26 protein-coding genes and 1 other RNA gene are annotated in these 21,551 nt (G+C 38.0%); 6 read left to right on the top strand and 21 right to left on the bottom strand.

What is annotated here, in order from left to right:
• Positions 1 to 112: 112 nt before the first annotated feature.
• The 4 genes from FGL90_RS08020 to FGL90_RS08005 are packed head-to-tail and all read right to left on the bottom strand — an operon-like array spanning position 113 to position 4,231.
• Entirely contained in the window at positions 113 to 1,285 is a 1,173-nt protein-coding gene (locus FGL90_RS08020) for a class I SAM-dependent methyltransferase (protein WP_010620626.1), read from the bottom strand.
• 27 nt (positions 1,286 to 1,312) lie between these two features.
• Entirely contained in the window at positions 1,313 to 2,779 is a 1,467-nt protein-coding gene (locus FGL90_RS08015) for a sensor histidine kinase (RefSeq protein WP_147657644.1), read from the bottom strand.
• On the bottom strand, positions 2,776 to 3,525 hold the full coding sequence (locus tag FGL90_RS08010) for a response regulator transcription factor (RefSeq protein ID WP_010620624.1): 750 nt from the start codon (positions 3,523 to 3,525) through the stop codon (positions 2,776 to 2,778). The genes FGL90_RS08015 and FGL90_RS08010 overlap by 4 nt, the downstream gene beginning before the upstream one ends.
• 31 nt (positions 3,526 to 3,556) lie before the next feature.
• A complete protein-coding gene (locus FGL90_RS08005) occupies positions 3,557 to 4,231 on the bottom strand; it encodes a hypothetical protein (RefSeq protein ID WP_147657642.1) in 675 nt (224 codons plus the stop codon).
• A 132-nt stretch (positions 4,232 to 4,363) separates the two neighbouring features.
• Between FGL90_RS08005 and FGL90_RS08000 the strand changes: the two genes are divergently transcribed.
• Both FGL90_RS08000 and ssrA read left to right on the top strand, forming a co-directional pair.
• Positions 4,364 to 5,134: a Cof-type HAD-IIB family hydrolase gene (locus tag FGL90_RS08000; protein ID WP_147657640.1), complete on the top strand. Its 771-nt coding sequence runs from the start codon at positions 4,364 to 4,366 to the stop codon at positions 5,132 to 5,134.
• Positions 5,135 to 5,195: 61 nt separating this feature from the next.
• Positions 5,196 to 5,567, top strand: a transfer-messenger RNA (tmRNA) gene (gene ssrA, locus FGL90_RS07995).
• A gap of 610 nt (positions 5,568 to 6,177) precedes the next feature.
• Here ssrA and FGL90_RS07990 read toward each other — a convergent pair.
• From FGL90_RS07990 to FGL90_RS07935, 12 genes are all read right to left on the bottom strand, one after another.
• Positions 6,178 to 6,735 (bottom strand): hypothetical protein, encoded by a 558-nt coding sequence (locus FGL90_RS07990; RefSeq protein ID WP_147657638.1) that lies wholly within the window; start codon positions 6,733 to 6,735, stop codon positions 6,178 to 6,180.
• 44 nt (positions 6,736 to 6,779) lie between these two features.
• Positions 6,780 to 7,148, bottom strand: coding sequence for a hypothetical protein (locus FGL90_RS07985; RefSeq protein ID WP_147657636.1), 369 nt, complete (start codon positions 7,146 to 7,148; stop codon positions 6,780 to 6,782).
• On the bottom strand, positions 7,145 to 7,630 hold the full coding sequence (locus FGL90_RS07980; RefSeq protein ID WP_147657634.1) for a hypothetical protein: 486 nt from the start codon (positions 7,628 to 7,630) through the stop codon (positions 7,145 to 7,147). The genes FGL90_RS07985 and FGL90_RS07980 overlap by 4 nt, the downstream gene beginning before the upstream one ends.
• Before the next feature lie 4 nt (positions 7,631 to 7,634).
• A complete protein-coding gene (locus tag FGL90_RS07975; RefSeq protein ID WP_147657632.1) occupies positions 7,635 to 7,988 on the bottom strand; it encodes a sigma-70 RNA polymerase sigma factor region 4 domain-containing protein in 354 nt (117 codons plus the stop codon).
• Positions 7,961 to 8,299 (bottom strand): hypothetical protein, encoded by a 339-nt coding sequence (locus FGL90_RS07970; RefSeq protein WP_147657631.1) that lies wholly within the window; start codon positions 8,297 to 8,299, stop codon positions 7,961 to 7,963. Before FGL90_RS07970 ends, FGL90_RS07975 begins: the two co-directional genes overlap by 28 nt.
• A gap of 184 nt (positions 8,300 to 8,483) precedes the next feature.
• Positions 8,484 to 8,810, bottom strand: a complete 327-nt coding sequence (locus tag FGL90_RS07965; protein ID WP_147657629.1) for a hypothetical protein — start codon at positions 8,808 to 8,810, stop codon at positions 8,484 to 8,486.
• Positions 8,811 to 8,979: 169 nt separating this feature from the next.
• Positions 8,980 to 9,276 (bottom strand): hypothetical protein, encoded by a 297-nt coding sequence (locus tag FGL90_RS07960; RefSeq protein WP_147657627.1) that lies wholly within the window; start codon positions 9,274 to 9,276, stop codon positions 8,980 to 8,982.
• Entirely contained in the window at positions 9,273 to 9,719 is a 447-nt protein-coding gene (locus FGL90_RS07955) for a hypothetical protein (protein ID WP_147657625.1), read from the bottom strand. Before FGL90_RS07955 ends, FGL90_RS07960 begins: the two co-directional genes overlap by 4 nt.
• Positions 9,712 to 10,773: an ATP-binding protein gene (locus FGL90_RS07950; RefSeq protein ID WP_147657623.1), complete on the bottom strand. Its 1,062-nt coding sequence runs from the start codon at positions 10,771 to 10,773 to the stop codon at positions 9,712 to 9,714. The genes FGL90_RS07955 and FGL90_RS07950 overlap by 8 nt, the downstream gene beginning before the upstream one ends.
• 12 nt (positions 10,774 to 10,785) lie before the next feature.
• Positions 10,786 to 11,661: a DnaD domain protein gene (locus FGL90_RS07945; protein WP_147657621.1), complete on the bottom strand. Its 876-nt coding sequence runs from the start codon at positions 11,659 to 11,661 to the stop codon at positions 10,786 to 10,788.
• A 164-nt stretch (positions 11,662 to 11,825) separates the two neighbouring features.
• Positions 11,826 to 12,113, bottom strand: a complete 288-nt coding sequence (locus FGL90_RS07940) for a hypothetical protein (RefSeq protein ID WP_147657619.1) — start codon at positions 12,111 to 12,113, stop codon at positions 11,826 to 11,828.
• Between the two features lie 46 nt (positions 12,114 to 12,159).
• Positions 12,160 to 12,372 carry a helix-turn-helix domain-containing protein gene (locus FGL90_RS07935; RefSeq protein ID WP_147657617.1) on the bottom strand — a complete coding sequence of 71 codons (213 nt, stop codon included), beginning with the start codon at positions 12,370 to 12,372 and terminating at the stop codon, positions 12,160 to 12,162.
• Positions 12,373 to 12,521: 149 nt separating this feature from the next.
• Between FGL90_RS07935 and FGL90_RS07930 the strand changes: the two genes are divergently transcribed.
• From FGL90_RS07930 to FGL90_RS07920, 3 genes are all read left to right on the top strand, one after another.
• A complete protein-coding gene (locus tag FGL90_RS07930) occupies positions 12,522 to 13,166 on the top strand; it encodes a helix-turn-helix domain-containing protein (RefSeq protein ID WP_147657615.1) in 645 nt (214 codons plus the stop codon).
• A 53-nt stretch (positions 13,167 to 13,219) separates the two neighbouring features.
• Positions 13,220 to 14,383, top strand: a complete 1,164-nt coding sequence (locus FGL90_RS07925; protein ID WP_147657613.1) for a site-specific integrase — start codon at positions 13,220 to 13,222, stop codon at positions 14,381 to 14,383.
• Positions 14,384 to 14,703: 320 nt separating this feature from the next.
• A protein-coding gene (locus tag FGL90_RS07920) for an IS3 family transposase (RefSeq protein WP_147657317.1) occupies positions 14,704 to 16,082 on the top strand; the annotation gives its coding sequence in 2 pieces (ribosomal slippage) (positions 14,704 to 15,193 and positions 15,193 to 16,082; 1,380 coding nt in all).
• Positions 16,083 to 16,222: 140 nt separating this feature from the next.
• Here the strand turns inward: FGL90_RS07920 and FGL90_RS07915 are convergent.
• From FGL90_RS07915 to FGL90_RS07905, 4 genes are all read right to left on the bottom strand, one after another.
• Entirely contained in the window at positions 16,223 to 17,161 is a 939-nt protein-coding gene (locus FGL90_RS07915) for a LysR family transcriptional regulator (protein ID WP_147657611.1), read from the bottom strand.
• 94 nt (positions 17,162 to 17,255) lie between these two features.
• Positions 17,256 to 18,260, bottom strand: coding sequence for a CocE/NonD family hydrolase C-terminal non-catalytic domain-containing protein (locus tag FGL90_RS10515; protein ID WP_225423035.1), 1,005 nt, complete (start codon positions 18,258 to 18,260; stop codon positions 17,256 to 17,258).
• 5 nt (positions 18,261 to 18,265) lie between these two features.
• Entirely contained in the window at positions 18,266 to 19,018 is a 753-nt protein-coding gene (locus FGL90_RS10510) for a CocE/NonD family hydrolase (protein ID WP_225423034.1), read from the bottom strand.
• Positions 19,019 to 19,254: 236 nt separating this feature from the next.
• Positions 19,255 to 20,001, bottom strand: coding sequence for an SDR family oxidoreductase (locus FGL90_RS07905; protein WP_147657609.1), 747 nt, complete (start codon positions 19,999 to 20,001; stop codon positions 19,255 to 19,257).
• 119 nt (positions 20,002 to 20,120) lie between these two features.
• Here FGL90_RS07905 and FGL90_RS07900 point away from each other — a divergent pair, with 119 nt between their 5' ends.
• Positions 20,121 to 21,035, top strand: coding sequence for a LysR family transcriptional regulator (locus tag FGL90_RS07900; protein WP_147657607.1), 915 nt, complete (start codon positions 20,121 to 20,123; stop codon positions 21,033 to 21,035).
• An 80-nt stretch (positions 21,036 to 21,115) separates the two neighbouring features.
• On the opposite strand, the gene FGL90_RS07895 is transcribed toward FGL90_RS07900, so the two are convergent.
• Positions 21,116 to 21,550, bottom strand: coding sequence for a Zn-ribbon domain-containing OB-fold protein (locus FGL90_RS07895; RefSeq protein ID WP_147657605.1), 435 nt, complete (start codon positions 21,548 to 21,550; stop codon positions 21,116 to 21,118).
• Between the last annotated feature and the right edge of the window lies 1 nt (position 21,551).

The following is a 21,551-nucleotide window of genomic DNA, read 5'->3' as shown; positions in this document are numbered from 1 at the left end:
TTTTTGTATTTATGAAAGCGGTTTATAAAACAACACTTGTAATAGTCTACTAGTTTTTAGTCAAAAAGAAAAGACTGTTTTTAAAAAAACTAAAAACAAGCCTATTCTTTAATTAATGTCTTATTAAAATATAACTTTTTAGTTGGTCAGCATGCCGATATTCGCTGGAAATTGTGAAATCAAGCTGACTTTCAAGCCTTTCTTTCACTGAAAACTCACCATTTGTTGATGAAACTAAACTAGAAATCACTTCGTTCATTTTCTTTTCGGTGATGTTACTATCCCGAACGAGCACAAGCAAGTTGCCGCCCTTCTTGGTAACCGTCGCAGCCTGTAGCAACAGATCTTGTAAATCCTTCTGAATATTAAACGTCCGTTTTTTGCCGCGAAGGAATGCAGGTGGATTAACGCTCACTGTATCAAATTGTAGCTCATGCTTAATCGCATAATCTAAATACCCAAACACATCCATTGCCCGCGTCTCATGGCCTTCACTCAAGGTTTGATTGAGCTCTAGCTGGTTCTCAACTTCCCCAACTGTTCGTTTTGAATCATCCACCGTGACAGTCTTCAAAGCACCACCCACAGCTGATGCAATCGTTAGTCCATTTTGAGCAGCAAAAAGGTTTAAGAATGTTGTTTTATTGCTATCGTTTCTAACAATCTGTCGAATTTGTCGATACTCCAAGGCTGGTGCAATCATAGGAGTCGCAATTAAATCTACCGGATATTGAATACCATATTCAGTAATAGTTGTTGGAACATTCTTTGAATCACCAACCACAAGTTGACTTGTTTCTGGTCGTTTCTTTGTACCACGTTTCCTAACAATAATTGTTTTCGCCTTCGAAATAACTTCGTTAAAAGCTGCCATAATTAGCTTGTTTTGGTAGTAAATTGCTTCATTTTCGTATTCAAATACGTAACAATCATCAAATTTATCAATTGTTAAGCCGCCGAGACCATCTCCAATGCCATTGAAGAAACGATAACTTGTAATTTCATCATCGTTAACCACTGCCTGGCGTCGTAATAGTGCTGTTCTGAATAACTTCGCAAAAAACTTTTGATCAATATCTTCGTTTTCTCTAATCGTTAAAATCCAACCGCTACCTTTACCTGCTTCCGCAAAGTAGCCCTTAGCCACGAAATGGTCATGATTTATCAGGCTAATCCATTCGCCATCATTAAAATCACTTGCATTAACTAAGTCGTCCTTCGAAATGAGTGGGTATCCACCCTCAAATTTACGTGCCGATTTACCATTTACTTCTACTTTTTTCAATTTAACACTCCTTCTATTCAACGCTTACTATGAATTTTTTGATTGAAATTTATCTGGGAAAATAATTGTAAAGGTTGTTCCAGCATCTGGTTTGCTAGTAACCTCAATTTTACCATTATGCTGTTGGACTAACTGATGAACAATCGCTAATCCTAGGCCAGATTCACCATACTTGGTATTTCTCCTTGATGGATCTGCTTTATAATACCGTTCCCAAATATTGCTTAGTTGTTCAGATGTCATCCCAATTCCTGTATCAGAAATCTTAAAAATACTCTCTTCAAATCCACGCTGTGCATTAATCGTAATTTGCCCATTGTCGGTAAACTGGATTGCATTTTGCGTAATATTAAACATAATTTGAACAAAACGGTCATAATCCGCATAGACGGAAATTTGTTTTGGTATTTGCAACTCAAGTGTGTCGTTCTTAGCCTCGGCTTTTTGCTGTAACTGTTCAACCAAATTATTCAGAGCATCAACCGCATCAAATTCCTGTTTATTAAGGCCAATTTGGTTGGCCCGAATCTTTTCGTAGTCAAGGTTTTCGTTTACCAATCGAATTAATCGTTTGGTTTCATTGCGCATAAGCTTGATGCTTTGATCTTTACTTTCTTCTGGAATTGCATCATAGGCCAGCCCTTCAAGTAACCCATTAATGGTCGTCAAAGGTGTCCGCATTTCATGTGCAGCATCCGCCATAAAGGTCCGTCGTCGTTCCTCTTGCCGCTTGATTTCATCTTGAGATTCCTTCAAAGACTTAATCATACCATTAAAATCATTCGTTAGGTCATCAATTTCGTCTCGATGCTTAGTTTTTAATTTAACATCGTAATTTCCCTCCGAAACTTGCTTGGTCGCTCGCCTTAACCGATTTATTCGAGAATTCGAAAAACTTGCCAGCAAAAAAGCAATTCCTAGTGCAACCAAACTAGAGATAATCAGTGGCTTTATTAGGTTCTTATTGATTTGATTAATATTGGTATTGATGTCGGAAATAAATGATCCAACCTTCACAACGGCTATTAATCGGCGTTTGTTATGACTATCAGTATAAAAATACGGTTTTAAAACATCGGTCATGGCTGGTTGCGTTTGCCCATTTTGTAACCGCATGTTTCGGTCAGAAACTTTGTGGACAATTTCTCCGCGTTTTAATTTTCTCCAGTCCGTTGCCGAAATTTTTGCAGTATTTACATTATCTGGAAAAGTGACCGTATTTTTTGCATTATAAACGGTGAAATGCACTGATTGATTTTGCAGCAATAGCTCACTACTCTCAAGCGCATTCGTATCAAAGGTAACCCGACCATTATCCTGGGATGAAACTCGAACGGATTGTTCAACTAAACTATTTGCATACTTTTCCATCGTGGACCACGTGTTCATGTAGACCATGGTTCTAGTCGATTTTGAAAAAGAAAGGCCCAACAAAATTAAGACGGTTGCAATAACCGCCAGAAAGGCTAGCATTTGTTGGTAAATTAATTTCATTCGTCTACGACTCCACTGTCATCAAATCGATAGCCGACGCCCCAAACTGTTTGAATAATTTGAGGGCCCACTTTTTCGATTTTTTGACGCAATTTTTTAATATGTGCATCAACTGTTCGTTCGTCACCATAGTATTCATAATCCCACACTTGTTGCAATAGTTGTTCTCGAGAGAACACCTGTCGCGGCTTTTGCGCTAAGGTCTTTAATAAATCAAATTCCTTAGGGGTCAAGTCTAAAATCGGTTTGCCACCTAGAATCGCTTCACGAGTACTACTGTTAAGCTTAAAATGGTCCGTCTGAACGTCATAATTACTAGAATCATCCATTGCTTTGATTGGTGAATCAGACTCGGTCGTTGCCGCTTTTGTTGTACTAATTTCAGCGCGACGATGAAGTGCCTTAATTCTTGCAATAAGTGTAATCGGTGAAAACGGCTTAGTGACGTAATCATCAGCCCCCATTTCCAACCCTAAAACTTGATCACTTTCAGAATCACGAGCCGTCAGCATAATAATGGGAACGGTTGGGTCAGTTTTCCGAATCTCGGCGCCAACCTGCATTCCATCAATTCCCGGTAAATTTAAGTCAAGCGTAATCATATCCCAACTCTCCGGATTTTCATTAAACATTTTCAATGCTTCATTTCCATCGTAAGCAAAATGCGTGTCCCAGTTCTCTTTTTGGAAAAACATTTTCATCATTTCAGAAACTGACTTGTTATCTTCAATCATTAATAGTCTCATCTTTGTCCTCCTACAGGTTCGCGCTAATTAATCAATAGATGATTGCTTGTGCGCCTAATCCGCGCCATTTTCCCATCAGAGCCTGGTTAGTTGGCATCAAAAGGTTTGTTGTGCTCGGATCAATCAAATAGACGTGGTGGTGGGTATATCCAGATACTAGCATGATTCGACTTCGCCCATTCTTAGGACGCGACAACCAAATAATTAGTGGATGCCCTCGATCAATCTGATGATGGATTACCTTTAAATTTTCGATGTTTATAAGCCTTGCTGTTCGCTTTAATCCTTGTGCTTTGATGATGAGGTCTTCTGGGCGAATACCCGAAAACTGCATTTGACTGTTCGTTTCAGGTTCAACAAATTTTGACCAAATCTGCAATATTTTAGTTGCGGATGACTCAGTCTTACTCTCTATATTGTTAATTTTAATATCTAATCGTTTATAATGCCGCACCATTGCCTTTTTTTGAATCCATCCCACAGAATTCTCGTTAACACTAAAATGATACCAAACTCGCTCTCCGTAAAAACGAAGGTAATCCACTCTGATTTCACATCCAAGCAGTGACTTTGGCACATCTTCTGTCCGACCAAGTTTATCGGGAGATGCCAGGTCATCGCTTATAAATCGATGACCCGTGACAACAGTTTTAATTTTAGTAAAAAATGGTGTTGGTTTTTCTTCTGCAATTACCCTTGCGTTCATGGATTCATCTCCAGCGTAAGATTACATCTATTATACTACTGAACGAGGCGTGGAAATACAACTATCTCCTATAATCTCTAGGTCTAACTATGGTAATATTGAAGGGTATTAACGAATAAGGAGTAGACAACTATGACAAAGGGAATTGTATTTTTCGATTTAGATAATACATTATTAAATGCTGACACTAAGTTAGATAATGAAGTAGCAGACGCAATGTCTCAGCTTCGCCAGAATGATATTGTGCCAGTTATTTCAAGTGGTCGCAATATTTTTGAAATTCAAACTATTATGGACAAAGCTGCAATTGACACCGTCGTTTCAGCAAACGGCTCCTACGTGATTAATCATGGACAGCCTATTTACGAATCAAAGATAACGGATGAACAAATTGAACGATTTAGCAAAATTGCGACCGAACACGGAAACTCATTTGTCGTCTTAAATGATCAAACATCACGGTTAAACAAGTTTACGCAAATGGCCCAAAACGCTTTTGATAACGTCAATAGCCCAGTCCCAACAGTTGACGCTAATTTTTATAAAACAAATCCTATTTACATGATGATTATTTTGACCGATAGTGAAGATGATTTTTACCGTCAAACTTTTGAAAATGACTTCACATTCTACCGCAATACCCCATTTAGTATGGACGTTGTCGCTCAAGGTGGCTCAAAAAAAGTTGGCATCAAAAAGCTTCTCGAATTACCAGAGTATTCCGATGTTCCAACCTATGCATTTGGGGATGGTAACAACGACATTGCGATGCTAGAAGCAGTCGACCATCCAGTTGCGATGGGGAATGCGTTACCTCACGTAAAGCCCTATGCCGAGTTTGTCACAACTAATAACACAAATCACGGAATTGTGAACGGCCTGAAACATTTTAAGCTAATTTAATTTTCAAGCGGGATCCTTTAATAAAGCCCCAATTTATGGTATATTTTAATGTGTTCAATTTGGGGACGTTATGGATTCGACATGTATAGGTCGAACCTGGATTGCGTTTCGCAGTGGGAATCTGCGTCATCAAGTCCCACCTAAATTTATAACTGCAAATAACAGTAATAAATCTCTTGCATTAGCTGCCTAATAAGCGCTAAGTGAGGATCCTCCCGACTTCGCTCATGGGTTGGATCTGGGTCTTAAATTAAGTGAGCTTACGCTGGTTGCTCCCACCTGAAGTGACCAGAAGAGACTAATCAGGTTAGCCAATCACGGTTGCCCTGACATGCGGCGTTTTGATTGGTGAATTTAAATAGTATGCCTATGAACGTAGATATCCGGGTGGCGATATGCTTGGACGCGGGTTCGATCCCCGCCGTCTCCATTGAGGGTTTTCGCTAACTACCATAAACAGCTGTAAAGCCTGTCAGATAAGCAATTCTGATAGGCTTTTGTTTTTCTCATAATCGCCCATATGGCATTCAATGGCATTCAATATGGCATTCAATTTAGAACTAAATAAACCAGCGGTGGTAGGGCAAGAGCTAGATTAATTTCTAGCTCTTTTATTGTGGATAGCATTCAATTTAGCCAATTATGGTAAAACGGTGCTAAATTACCATAAATTGTTTACTTTTGTTAACAGCCGACCTCGAAAAAAATCTTAACAAAGTTCAACAACCAAACTCACAAAATTGTTAACATAAGTTAACAGCTACTAGTCCATGCACTTCACATACATAAAGTTTGAACATTAACTCTACTTAATAGCTGATTGCTCTGAAATACTCTGATCACGGTTAAAATTGTTAGCATTTGTTAGCATTTGTTAGCAACTGCTCCTCAATTTAGGAAATGCAACAGTGTTGCGTTGCGTGTGCAACATTTTTGAGGGAACGCACTTCTCCTTGATGATTCTTAAATCACTATTTAATAAATTTTAGAGACGGATAGTTACAGTTCTAAATCATTAGTAAAAGTAAACTTGTTGCACCCTTTTAGTTATCTTTTGTATGCATGCTGTCTACTTCCTGTTTGAGCTGTTGTCCGTGCTTATACCTGCTAATCGTCAACGCATTCATTTGGTTCAACATTAGTTCAATCTGCTGATAATATTCAAACTTCAATCTGGCATAGGTTTGGACGTGCATCCCTCTAGGCTTCATTGGAAACATGTTCCCATATTGCTGAATAAACTCAATTAGATATACGTTAAATTGCGGATCAATCTTTCTTGCTACTCTAATGGCATTATGAAAACTCTGAATATACTTTGGTTGCTTCTCTTCAATCTGATCTCGATACAGCAGTCCATGGCACTTACGACACATCCAACGTTCATTCTTACAGTAGAGAGCAGTAAAACGTTTCTGACAGCTGGGACAAACAAACCAATACCGCCAACCACCATAGTTACAAGCCGTCTTAGTAATCTCAAGGAGTTGTCCCTCAAGATTGAAACTAAATGGAACTTCCCTTTGTTTAAGAGCTTTACTCAATGGTTTAATTTGAATACATTTATATTTGTCTATTCGGTTAGTAAATAATTGTGTCATAAATTTACCTTATCTATTCCCAGTACATCCCTAAGTCTATCTTCTTACACTTGCGCTAATAACTGCTCAATCTGCTTCATAAAGTCATTGCTTTCATCTGGGTGTTCACGGTGTCTTGATAGCTTAGCAATAACCTCACGGCGTTTAGAAGCATACTCTTTAGTTTCTATGCCTAGCCTACTTGCCTGCTCTGCATCTGTTAATATCTCTTGTCGGGGATGATGATAATGATTAGCAAGGAACAAGCGCTCCTCATTCGTTAAATAGGATAAACGAGTATACAGCTCAATTACGCAAGCCTTATCAAGGGTGGTTAAATCATTAATGTACTGATCATATTCATACCAACGGCATAAAAAGAACTTACTTCTCTGATAGTTCCATGCTTTCCTATATATTGGCTCAAACTTCACGAGATCATCCCTAACACTTGGTTCATCATTTCGTTAACATCTTCCTTAGGTTCTACACTAACCTCAACCTCTAAGCCGAAACGGTGTTCAGTGGCTTCTTCAATCTGGTTACATTCATTTAATGTCTGCTGTTCAATTAAAGCATTACTAACTACTTCCCCATGCTTGCGATACTTCATCACTAAATACATATAATCATTATTAGGTAACTTCATCAGATATTTATTAAAATAGTTACGTTTAAAATTTAATTCGGTTTGGGTCTGTTGTGAAAGGGCTTCTAAATCAATTAGCGCATTCACTTGTCTATCATACCTAACGATTGATTCAGGATTACCGTTATCATCAATGGCAAACGGGCTACGTATAAAGGATTGCTCCCAAAACAGATGCTTAATGCTCTTAAATCGTGCCTTTATGCGAGTTTGTTTATATCTGATGTTCATATACTCGTGAATTAATGACTGATCTAATTCATCCATTCTCCTACCTCCATACAATCAAGTCACTTAACTGGTATAGTGTGGCAAACTCAACCAATGCTTTTACTTGATAATCGAACAGTGTCCTTATAGACAAAGCCAACTCATTAGCCACTTCAATATGTGGTTTCCTTTCAATAAATAGTAATCGAATAGTAACCTGATATTCAGGGATATTCATCTTATCTATCGCTTCATTAATAGCAGTAATAGTCTCACGTGCTTCATGTCCTGTTTTACTGGTTGCTTGCTGTTGTGAGACGTTCTCTAACAAATGATACTGTTTTAACAGCCTCTTAGCTTGCTTATAGGTTGCCCGCTCATCAATGCTTAACATGCCAGCATCTCTTTTCGCCACGTTTTCAGTACCTCATCCCCTAAAACATCCGCCAGCATAAGAACTGCCGTACGTTTGTGAACATAGAACATTGTTTCACTTGTTCCAAGGATTGGTAATAGTTCTTGTGTGGTTGTCCCCTCAACATAGCAGTAATATAGTAACTGCTGATAATCTTCTGGTAGCTTATTTAAGCTATCTTCAATTAAACACGCTAATCGGTTATACCGTTGTCCTCTATCATTACTCACACCTTGTAAATAACGGTGGTTAACAAACCAATTCAATAGATCTCGACATTTATGTAGTTGTTCATCCTCATTTAACGACACTAAAAGCCACCTCCATAATTAGCTAATACCGTGATATAATTAGCTGTCGGACTAATTAAACAAGGATCACTTTAGAAGTGGCTTTCATATTCAGGACTAGGGAATTTTCTCTAGTCTTTTTATTTTACTTTGGTTTAGTTATACAAGTTCACATAGGTTAGCATCTGGGCGTTTAACCTTAACATTACTTAACAACCAATTTAATAGTTTTAAGCTTATTAATATGCCGTTCCATGTTCATAGTATGGCTCATGAGTGGCATTAGAGCTCGCTCACGCTCTTCTTCACTCGTGATAATAAAGTAACCCGCCTGACCGCTTCGAACGCCTGCGACAGGGATGTCGTGCTTCATAATTAATTCATTGATTAGTTGGTAAACGTCCCGCTTTTCATAACCAGTAACTTTTACTAATTCGTTAGCAGTAATAGGCTGGTTCATCCCCAACGGTAATAGATCATAAATCTGTTGTAATCGTGGGTTATCAAATTGCTGTTCTTTTCGTTCGTTCATTCAATGCCTCCCTTTCTCTTTTTAGGGTGTTAGAAATATTTGGTTGTCAGGTTTTGTCAGGTTGCATTAATGAAATGAACAACCGCCCTCAAGTTTTATTTACAAGCTCCTTTGGTATCTCCGCCAAACTGATGCCTTTTTAGGGCGTCAGAAATGTCAGGATCAATACTTATTCAGATACTTCTGCCAGTTCACTCTGTAGACTAGCAACTACCTCTTTAAAATATGCGACAATCTTTACATATGATTCTGCTTCATCTTTAATGCATCTTTCCCAGTCGTTAGCGACAACAAAAACAAAGCTGTTTAACTTACCATCTTCTCTAAAATCAGCCTTGTGCTGTTCATAAAATTCTCTATTAGTTAGTTCCTGATTAGGTTCAGCCTTCATCATTTCCATAGCTGTTTGAAATTCAAATTTACCCTCTGTATATATACTTAGAACTTCTCCTTTACTCAAACTCATATTCTTTCACTCACTTTCTTAAATTCAATAAATAACACGTTAACGAGTTCAACATACTTTTCTTTTTCGTTTGCCTGCTCTCGCCATAAAGATGAAATATCAATACATAATTTGGTGTAATCCTTTTTTAGCTTATTATTACTAGCTTGGAACTCTTTTAACTCGTAATTGAACCTTGTTACATCTTCCCTATCTTTGCTAAGCAACGCTGGATTATCTGGAAAGATCCAACCGCTATCATCAAAAACATTAGCTGTACTTGTTATAGGGGATATTAGAATGGTTTCGCCTAGCTGTTGCTGTCTTAAGTTAATTGTTTGGTCTAATCGCTTTAACTGTCTACGTTGTCTTGATAGTTCCCTAAATTCCTGTACAACCGTATCAACACGTTTTTCAATGTTAGCCATAGCATTGCTGTTGGTTGAAACTACACTATTATCCATTAGCCTCATGCTCCATTCTTCTATCTGGCAATTTATCAAAGTTAATAATATGGTCTGGGTTCTGGCTTAATAGTCGGCTGATAATTTTAGCGTTGTACATGAAACCCAGTTCATCCCCTGTATGGTTTGTGGTTACTATGTTAGCTTTCGCCTGACGAGCGTCTGCAATGCGAAATATGGCTTTTTGAGTAGTGTCATTAGCTTCTCTTAAATCACTTTTCATACTAGTATCACTACCAAAATCATCCCAGATTAATAGATCAGCTCGCATCATCCTTTTTTCTAAAGTTCTACGTTCATTGATGCGTTCTCCGTCCAAGGTTGCCATGAGTAAATCTTCAAACATTGCCATACTTACAATTAAGGAATCAGCGGTAAAATTAGCATTCGTGTTTAAATCGTTCATGATTGCTACTGCCAACATGGTCTTACCTCTACCAGTCTTGCCACTAAATACTGCGTTATAAAAATGTTCTTTTTTAAAATCCTCACTGATAGCCTTGCCTTTTTTCAGCATGTCTCTGGTGGCTTCATCTGGTGCTTCAAAATCTGCAAAGCGATAATTGCGGTTGCCACCATAATTTACTAAAGATCCAACTTTAGTAAGTCGTCCCTTTTTCTGTTCTTCATACATTCGATTGATAGCAATATCAGCATCAGATAAGGGATGCCGTTCCTCGTACGTGGGCTTAGGATAATCGTTAGAGCAAAATTCATTAGAATTTGTCATGAGTGGTTTCTGATTTCGCCATGAACTAAAAACCTTAAAAACGTATTCGGTAGTGAGTGACTTCTCTTGATCCGCAACCTTAACGGCATTAGTTAAAGCATCATCAAGCCATGCTCTTTTTTCATCAGCCGATCCCTGATATTCTGATGAATTTAATTGGTCATAAATCATTTGAAATTTTCTAGATAATTTAGGTACATCTTGGATAGCTCTCTCGGGTGCATGTTCCTCCCACGTTTGAATGAACTTTGTTTGTTTAATTGCTTGAAACTTATCTTTTTTGTTCTTAATCTTCGTCAATTCTGAATTTAGATCAACGCTCATTCTTCATCCCTCCTAAAACGGTAAGTTTATAGACTCTTTACCAGCATTCTTTAGCCGTTCTTCTGGTGTTTCTCTTGGTGGGGATGAACGTTTATTGTTATAACTCCGCTTGCTATGCCTTTGCCATTCAGCTTTAGCATTCTTTGCTTGCTCAAGCGTGAAGATACGCTGGCTTAAATATTTATTAAAAATACTGTAAACGTAGCGCCAACGCCTGTTACCGGCTTCAACTGCTTGCGTTAGAGCAAAAACAATCAGATGATAAACATCCGCCTCTTTTGCTCCAGCCTTTGTAAAATCTTCAACTTCTGCATCAATATTTTCAAAGATAATAGGCGATACAGTTCCAAAACCATTACTTTCCCAGAATTTAAAAACCTTCTTACGGTTATCCTCTATTTCTTTAGGTTTATTCTGCTCATCCGAAATAATTTTTTTAGGCGTACTACTACTACTCTTTTTTAAAGAGTAATTCTTAGTACAATCTAAGGTATTGGTTTGGTCATTTTGACTACATCCATGTATGCAATTTGAGTATAGGGTATGGTCATTTTGAGTAGAGGCTATACTCGCTAATTTTTCTAAATTAATGCGATACCATTTTGTTTTATCGTATCTAGCCTTATTGAAATTATTTGTAATTAGTAATCCTTGTTGTTCTAAGCTTTTAATTACTCTAATAATTGTGCTCTTGCTCCAGAAAGGAAACTGATTACTCCAATCTGTATAACTTTGATACGTCCAGATATTGCCTTCCTTTTCATGTCCTGATCTTTTAGTCCAGTAATGTACCTGCTGTAAGACAATAGCTTCATTCAACCCCACCAACTTGGCAAGGGACGGTAAAACCTGTAACGGTGCTTCATCAATCAATAATTTATTTGCCACGTTGCACACCCTTTCTTACCCGTGATAAACTAAGGGCGTAAGAACTTTATAAGATTGTCTTACCGATAGTCCCGTACTCGCCAAAGTAAACGGGGCTATTTTTTATGCCCTTTTTTCATGTCTGCCTATCCTTTCAAAGTGTCCTACCACCGCTGGTTTAATATTTACTGTTTCAATATCCACTCTGAAATTTCATGCTTGTTGGCGCAGACAAGATTTAAATCAGGCATGAAATGTATTGGCATTCCGTTATTGATAAGTGTAGTTAAGGAATTGTTTGAAATACCAATCCATTTAGCAATGCTCTGTTTCGTTTGAAGCCAAGGGCTATCAATTCCCGTTTGCTGTCGTGCCTCTTTGATTGCCTCTTCAATCGTTGCTTTAACTTGTTGCTTTAGTTGCTCATCATATTCAGGTGGCAAGGTTACTTGAAGCTTAGCGGGCATATCCATGTGTTTCGCCTCCTTTCTACTTAGGTAACAAACACAATCTGTGTCTTTATTGCTTCACTAATTTTTTAGGCATGTACTCAATTAGATCTGATAACGGCACTTGTAGATAGTCGCAAAGTTTACGTAATGTAACTAAATTCACATTTTTATGTCCATAGTAAAGACCTGTTAGTGTTGATCTGGCTATTCCCGTATCTTCATGAACCTTGGAAATTTTAAGTTTCTTTGTGCCTAAAAGACTCGAAAAATTATTTTCCATAATAAAGCTCCTTTTTTCAGCGTTAGTACTGCTTTTTTTATAACAAACAAATCATAGTCCATTATGAAGCTATAGTCAAACTAAATTAATAGCTTGTTTACAAAATTGTAGTGTATATGCTACAATTATGACCGGAGGTGAACTTTATAATGATAACCAATAAATTATCTGTACTAATGGCAGAAAGAAATCTTAAAGCGACTAGAATAGCTAGTGATACAGGAATAGCTAGGTCTACACTTACTGGCTTAACGAGTGAAAACAGTAAGATGATTCAGTTTGAAACAATAAATACACTGTGCCAATATTTAGGAACAGATCCTAGTGGTTTCTTTGAATACACCCCAATAGATGTACATTTTGATATTGAGGTAACTAATATCGAAGCTTTCAATAGAATTAATTCCGAATCGCTAAACTGGAATACCGGAATTAGCGATTATTCTGCAGATGTTTTTGTAAAATTTACAGATAGAGGAAACCATATAAAAACTATTGAACTTTCTGCTAAACTTAAAGATGAAGTTGTACAAAGTGGTGCAGAAGACTTTGTACTATCCGGTTCAACTTCAGTAAATATTGATATAAATTCAAAAGATGATGAACTTCAAAAATTTTGGAATGAAAAAAATTTATATCCTTTCTATTCGATTGTTGGAAACCAATTTTCAACATCTGTTTATCAGTCGGTTATAAATTCCGCAAATGATGCTGTGGATGATGATCCATTTGCTAAACATCCTACCTTTGGAGATTGGAAAGTATCTGCTGTTTTACCAATTCTACCTTTCTAATTTTTAATATTTCCTACATACCTACCACCGCTGGTATGAAAGGATTGAGTAACATGGCTACGATCAAGCAATATACAAAAACTAACGGTATTAAGCTCTGGATGTTTCAGGTTTATCTAGGCATTGATGAGGCAACAAACAAGCGTGTTAAAACCACTCGCCGTAACTTCAAGACAAAAAAAGAAGCCCAACTAGCCTTAAATAGGCTAAAGTTGGACTTCAATAACAACGGTTTTCAGCATCCCGAAAATATGACCTTTGAGCAAGTCTATGAACGCTGGTTACAAGAATATCGTAACACTGTAAAGGAAAGCACACTAGTAAAAACTAAGGGGTATTTTAATAACCATATCTTACCTGCATTCGGTAACATGCTCATTAATAAAATTAGCATCCCCTACGCCCAAAGTATCATAAATGACTGGTGTAATAAGTATGTGAAGTACCGTCAACTATTCAACTACACGAGTGCAGTATTCCAATATGCTATGAAGCTTGAACTCGTACAAAAAGATCCCACTAAATTAGTTGTTTATCCTAAACGAAAAGAAGAAATAAAAGGCTCTGATGATTGGAAGTTTTACGATAAAGAAGAACTCCAAAAATTCTTTGCCTGCTTAGCCGAAGAAGATAAACATGAACACAATCATCAAGCTAACACATTATTCCGTTTATTAGCATTTACGGGGATGCGTAAAGGCGAGGCATTAGCCCTCACATGGCAAGACATAGACTTTACTAATCAGACGCTAACCATTAACAAGGCGCTCTCACGTGGCGAAAATGCTAGGTTATACGTCCAAACGCCAAAGACATCCCACTCAAATAGAACTTTAGATATAGATAAAACTACGATCCACGTACTAAAGAAGTGGAAGCTTAGACAACGGGAACAGCTATTAATGCTAGGCTACAACGCAAATAGCAACGATAAGCAGTTAGTCTTTAGCAATACACGAAATGGCTACCTACAGCCCTCTAAGCCCCGTAAATGGCTAGTACAGATCATTAATAAATATCAGCTTAAGTATATTAAGGTGCATGGCTTTAGACATACACATGCATCCCTATTATTTGAAGCTGGTGCAAGTATTAAAGAAGTACAAGAACGATTAGGACATTCAGACATCAAAACAACTATGAATGTGTATGCTCACGTTTCAAAACATGCCAAAAAAGATACGGTTGAAAAGTTCGTCAATTACGTTAATTTTTAGCTAATGGCATTCAATATGGCATTCAAAACAACACATAGCATCATTTTAGGGCTTTGAAAGACTGGTATTACAGCGTTTATGATAGTAGCAGGTTCGACTCCCGCCGTCTCCATTAAATGAGTTTTAATTTGTTTCAAAACGTGCTAAAGGCTTGTAGTTAAGCGATTCTGGTTTTAATCAATTTCTAATAGGTTTCAATTTTTACCATAAATCTCTAGCCACGTTCTAGCCAGAGATTAAAATATCGCCTAGGCGAGCAAAAAAAGAACCCTGAAGTGAACCCCCGGTATTGGACCAAATCCAATACCGGGGGTTTTACTATGACAAAATACACTAAACTATTTAAATTTAAGGTTGTTCAAGACTATTTGACCACTTCGCTCGGACTTAAGTTAATCGCTCGTAAATACCAGATCAAAAGTTATACAACCGTTAATAAATGGATCAGACAATATCAACATTTCGGTACTGAAGGACTTGAAGTTAGAAGACCAGGAAAAGTTTATGATGGCTCCTTTAAGGTAAATGTTTTAAAATGGATGAAAACGAACCAGGCGTCCTTAACTGAAACTGCCCTTAACTTCGATATTTCTGCGCCGTCCACAATCTGGCAATGGCAACGTTCTTTCGAAAGAAATGGTGTTGATGCCTTGTATCGTGGTAAGGGGCAACCAAAGCTAATGCCAACGAATAAACAAAACAAGAAAGTTAAGAAGCAAAGTGAACTAGAACATTTACGCGAAGAGAACGAATTACTAAAGATTGAGAACGAATATCTAAAAAAATTGAAGGCCTTGGTTCGATCACAACAAGACGACGAGCACAAATCATCCAAGAATTAAGGTCGAGCTATAAGCTTGTCAAGATCCTCAAAGTAGTTGGAATGGCCAAAAGTACATACAGCTACGCTGTAAGTCACGTTGCCGTTGATAGCGACAAAGACGCGGGACTTAAACAAACAATTACTGATTTCAAGACTAAGGCTCCTGCGGCGGGTTATCGTCAGGTTACTGGGCAATTACGCGAAATGGGTATAGTCGTTAACCACAAGAAAGTATTACGCTTGATGCGAGAATTAAACCTACTGTCGACTGCCTTTAGTAAACAATCTCGAAAGTATAATTCTTATAAAGGAACGGTTGGCACTATTGCGAAAAACAGACTTAACCGCCGGTTCATGTCAGATCGTCCTTATCAAAAATTAACGACAGACATTACTGAAATTCGTTGGGGCAAGAAAACGATTGAAGAGCGTGCTTATTTTACGTGTATCTATGATTTGTTTTCTGGCGAAGTACTTAGCTATAATATTTCTTTAAATCCAACTGTGACATTCACGACAAAGGTTTTAGAGTCAGCAATCAATCGCATTCCCAAACAATTAGGTTATCGCACAACAATCCATTCAGACCAAGGATTCCAATATCAGAATATTCGTTGGGTTCAGATTTTGAAACGACGTCGAATTATTCAAAGTATGTCTCGAAAAGCAACCTGTTTAGATAACGCCGCAATGGAAAGCTTCTTTCACATAATGAAAGCAGAAGTGTACTATCAAAAAGAGCTCAATACGCTTGAAGAGTTAACTTCAGCAATATCGAGCTGGATTCAATATTATAATTTTTCTAGAATTAAAACAAAACTGGGTGGTAAGAGTCCGGTTAAATACCGAACTCTTACCACCCAGAAAGTTGCTTAAAGTTTCGTCCAATATTTGGGGTTCACTTCACCCTTAGATGGGTTCTTTTTTATTTTATCAACCGATTGTTTGACTGCCACCTTAAACTTTCGAAGCCTACATAATATATAGTAAGTTTTGTATTCAATCCATTAAAGAGCTCACTTTTCATCTTTATTTCCTATCACTTTACCATCTTCAGGATTACTGTCCCTAACAAATGCATATAATTTTCTCAACATTTGTTTCTTATTTTCTTTACTCATCACCATGATAATATTTTGCTCTTTCCCCACATTTTCAATATCACCAATTTTAATATGATATTCCGCTTCTAAGGAACCATCATTCATCCCTGAATACAAGAAAGCGAGTCCCTTTCCAACAGCCACCATAGAAAGTCCTTCATCAAGAGTATTGATATAATGGCTCGCCTTCAGGTTAAAGCCATTTTTGAGTCCTTGACTGATGACATAGTCGACGATGACCGGCGATTGCTGCCTTTCAAGTAAGATAAATGTTTCCTTTTTTAAATCGGAAAACTTCAGCTTCTTCTTTTCACTTAAATGTGAATGGATTGGCATCGCAATTTGCAAATGGTTTTCCATGAATAATGTCTTTTCAACGTGATCATTTGACTCAAAATAGGAAGAAAGTCCGAAGACCAAATCATAATGACCATTAGTAACCCCTTCAGCCAAATTCAATGGACTATCTTGATTCATTAAAAATTGTACGTTCGCGTTTTGACCTTTAAAGCGGTTCAACACTTCATACATCCCTCCCATGTTGAAATTAGGGAGATAACCAATTTTTATGATATTAGTCGTTTGATTCTTACTTTTCTGGTCATCAAATAGGTGGGATAAGTGATCGACTCGTGCTAAAACATCGGTTACTTCAATTAGAAATTTTTCACCTTCACTTGTTAGCTTCAACGTGTGGCTGTGTCTCACGAATAAGGCGACTCCCAATTCAGTTTCAAGTTCCTGTACGTGTCTGGTCAGTGTTGGCTGGGAAATAAATAGTTTTTTTGAAGCCTTCGTAAAACTCAGTTCAGTCGCAACTTCCACAAAATAGGTTAAGGTTGATAACTTCAAAATAATTCTCCAATCAAAAAAAGTATGTGCGTAGTAGCTTTATCACAACGCTACTACAAACATACTTTTTCGACAAGATTTATTCTCAACTTACTTATTTAGTCATTAATGGTAATTGAAGATATGAGGCATATTCGCCACCAGTATGGACTGTATGAATCCCCTTGTTATCAGGAGTAGGTCCTGGTGTTCCTGGCATAGCTGCACCAATTTCATCTTTTGAGCTAACAACAACTCTAAGTGTTTCGCCAGCTTTGTATGACAACCCAATTGGGCTCAAAACAATATCCAAGGCAACAACTTGGCCCTTGTCCAATTTTTCTATGCGATCAAACGTGTATGCAGGGATTTCATCCGTTGCAACTTTATCATCAAGGTGACGCATTGAGGCACGCAAACGACCCCATGCACCCTTATAACGGAGAACAGAAGCCCCATCTTGGGTGAAATCTTGTAGTGCAGCGCCATGGTTAGGCACAACAAATTCACTTAACACTTCGCCAAACTTATCCAATTTTTGAACCCAAACGAAGATATCCATGTCATCATAGCCGTCAACGTCCATGAAGAGTTTTGCCTTTGGATAACCAACGAACTCGGTGTCTTTATCAAAGGTCATTTGGAAAGAAGTTCGACCTGGTAGGCCACCGCCAACATATTTAACAGGAATATCCTTTGACTCTGGTTGTTCCTGTAAAGTACGGGTTAAGCCATTCATGTAGTACTTTGTATTTTGGCTACCTGCAGGCGGGAAGGATGTTGCAGGAATGTCAGCCTTGTCTTCGCCTCTAAAACTAATTAAAGAGTAACGAACTTTCGGCGTATCTTCCCAGCCGTTATCTTTGCCCAATAGATAGTGATCAAAGAATTGACGGAGGCCTTCAATATTTTCTGGATCATAGTAATATGGCCATTCTTGACGATCATGAATCCGAAGCCATTTTTCTTTGGAACCTAGGGCACGCCATGCACGGAAAGTTCCCATTGTGTGTAACGTGCTTGAATAACTTCCAACAACAAAAGCAGGAACCGTGATCTTACTTGGATCAGCCACCTTGTCTTGCCAAATGTCGGCATCTGCAAGTGGTTCTGCTTTCATTTCCTTTACCAGGTCTTCACGTTTGCATCCTTGTTGGCGCTAACGTGATTGACTGCCAGCCGGCCGATAAAGTTTTCATCAGCCATACCGCCAATGTAAGCTAAATCACGATAACCATCTGAAAGCCCCTCAGTAGGATTGATGGCCGTTAAATGTGGTGGCTGAGTAGCTGCAATATACCACTGTGAAAAGGCCAAGTATGAAGTTCCAGTAAGAGCAGTCTTACCGTTCGACCATGATTGTTTTGCTAAAAATTCAATCAAATCATAGCCATCTTCGGCTTCTTGTGAGCCAAGCATCGTTGTATCTCCCTCACTATGTGCGATACCACGCATGTCAGGGTTACATACTGCATAGCCATGTTCTACCCAGTAAGCTGGATCAGGTGCTTCAAACTTAGTTAAGCCTGAGTTCCACTTTTCGCCCATGCCAAGCATGTTGAAAAGATTGATGTAGCGAGGCGCAGTTCCCGCACTCTTACCGTAAGGACTCCAAGCAATCAATGTTGGAAACTTGCCCTCTGTTGTTGGCATATAAACATCAGTATAAATGGTGACACCGTCCCGTAATTTAACCGGAATATCTTTTAGCATTTTAATATCACATGATAACGGTTTGAACCCATCAGCAATTTGTTGCCCTTTTTTAAAAATAATCTCTTTCGTTTCAAATGGACTCAGGATTCCATGTTCAACCCCATTGTCAATATAGTCAAAGGAAGGACTAAACTTCATTTTTTCAGTAATTTTTACAGTCATCTGTATTACCTCCAATTAATTGTGTTTGTGCTTATCTAACAATTTGCAGTATACGGGCTACCCTGTGTGAAGTACAATCGCGTTTCTGGATATACTCTTATAGAATTCAGTGATATTCAATTTTTGGATAGTACTAAATAAAATCACGGTTTTATAACCGGCCTAAGCACCTCAATTTATACATAGAAAAACTGGAGAATCCCAACCTCTACGTGGGATCTCCAGTTTAATAGTTCCTATTGCGCTGTGTACCCACCATCAACCAAGAATTCACTACCAGTTGAGAATGATGACTCATCAGATGCAAGGAATAAGGCTAAATTTGCGACTTCAGATGTTTCACCAAAACGTCCCATTGGAAGCATTGGTAAATGAGCTTGAACTAGTTTTTGTTCCTTTGGATCATTATCCATTTCTGGCTTATGAATTGGACCTGGATGAATAGAGTTAACTCTGATGCCATAATTCTCTTTGGCACAGTATAGTGCAGCAGATTTGGTCATCAAACGAACCCCACCTTTGGCTGCGGTAAAGGCAAAGAGGTTAGGATAACCTATTAGTCCTTCAATAGAAGACATATTGATAATTGACCCACCATGATCCTTCATGTTTAGCACGGCATGCTTGATTCCAAACATAACCCCCTTCAAGTCAATATCCATCACCTTATCCCACTGTTCTTCGGTAACGTGCTCCGCATCGTTAAAGGCTGCAATTCCAGCATTATTGAAGACAATATCGACCTTGCCAAAAGTTTCGATTACCTTTTTGAAGACATTAATCCAGTCGGCTTCCTTAGAAACATCATGTTTAATGAAAATGGCGTCATGACCAATCTCCTTCAATGCCTCAGCGCTATTCGTATCATTGATATCAGTAACGGCTACTTTGGCACCTTCTTCTGCAAAGCGTTTGGCAGTTGCCCTTCCAATTCCATTAACGCCTCCACTAATAATTGCTACTTTATTATCTAAACGACCCATAATATGTTGCTCCTTCCTTAATTCATTTTTCAATATGCAACCGTTATCAATTAATCGCTTTCAAATGCTATAATAGATTGGAACATTTTCAATCTGGTTTCCTCCAAAGGAGTTTGCAAATGAATTTATTAAGTCTGCGTTACTTTATCTCTGTTGCCCAATACCTTAATTTTACAAAGGCTGCTGAAAAGCTGTACGTCTCTCAGCCAACTTTAAGTCGCCAAATAATGGATTTAGAGGACGAGTTAGGCGTCCAGCTTTTTGTGCGGGGCAGACACACTTTAAAATTAACCGAATCTGGTAACCTTTTACTTAATGAAGCGGTTGATATTATCAACAAATGTGACAATATAAAAGAAATTATCAAACCAATCGATTCAAAGAAATCAGGATCCTTAAAAATTGGTTATCAAAGTTTTCTCGATACTAAACTGATGTATTCCGCTCTAAAGCTTGTTGCTAAAGATTATCCCCACATTGATTTTTCACTTTTACGAGGGACTCCTCCTGAGCTAAGACATCAATTACTCAGCAATAAATGTGATGTCATCTTTGCACTAAACACTTGCGTACGTGCCATTCCAAATATTGAACTAATCAATTTGCAAGAAAACAAATTAAAGATTGCCGTTCCTGCTAATCACCACTTAGCCAATCGCTCTTCAGTCGACCTAAAGGATTTAGCAAACGAAGAATTTATTATGCTTGATCGGAAAGTTTCACCCTTTACGGTTGATTATGCCATTAGTCTTTGCATGAAAAGTGGTTTTTCACCAACTGCTTCAGCCTATGTTGACAACGCTGAAAAAGCGCTATTACTAACTGGGGCTGGCAAGGGAATTACTTTCCTGCATTCAATGATCAAAATTGACAATCCGCTTGATAGTTACGGCGTTAAAACGCTTGATATCGAAGGAATTAGTGATGATTTAAACTTTGTGCTCGCCTACCGGCAAGAAAATAAAAACCCGCTTACATCAATTTTTATCTCTGAATTAAACCAGCTTCATCAAGACAAAATTTTACAAATTTAGAAGTCAAGACTCTTGAATTTTATCAATTAAAAGCTTGGAAGCTCTTAAACTTCCAGGCTTTTAATTTTCGAAAAAAACAATTATTCTAATTCAAAACCAACTGTTTTAAATCCACCATCTAATTGAATAAAGTGAACCTTAGCTGGAAGTGGTAATTTACTAATTAACTCATCTTTGTTGGCTTCTGTAACCCCATATAAAGCGGCATGAAATTGTTCGGTTCCCTTTGGCCAATGTCCCACACAGATACAGTAAGGGGTTTCTTTATCTACGAAGTAATCATTCGCTTTTCTGAAGGTGTAATCACCACCAACGCTAGAATCTTCATACCGAATCTCGTCGATAACTGCTTCGGTCCCAAGGTCGAACCAGTCCACATGATAACTACCACACTTTTGGCAAGTTGGAAGTGGTGGCCAAACAACATCCCCACACTCTTCACACTTCATTCCCAAAACTTTACCATCCTCTAAACTATCATAATAAGTTTTTAAAATTGGTCGTAATTTATACATG

It is taken from the genome of Secundilactobacillus malefermentans (assembly GCF_008033155.1).
GTDB classification, from domain to species: Bacteria; Bacillota; Bacilli; order Lactobacillales; family Lactobacillaceae; genus Secundilactobacillus; species Secundilactobacillus malefermentans.
Note: the sequence above shows the minus strand (reverse complement) of the source record. Positions and strands in the feature narration are given on the sequence as shown.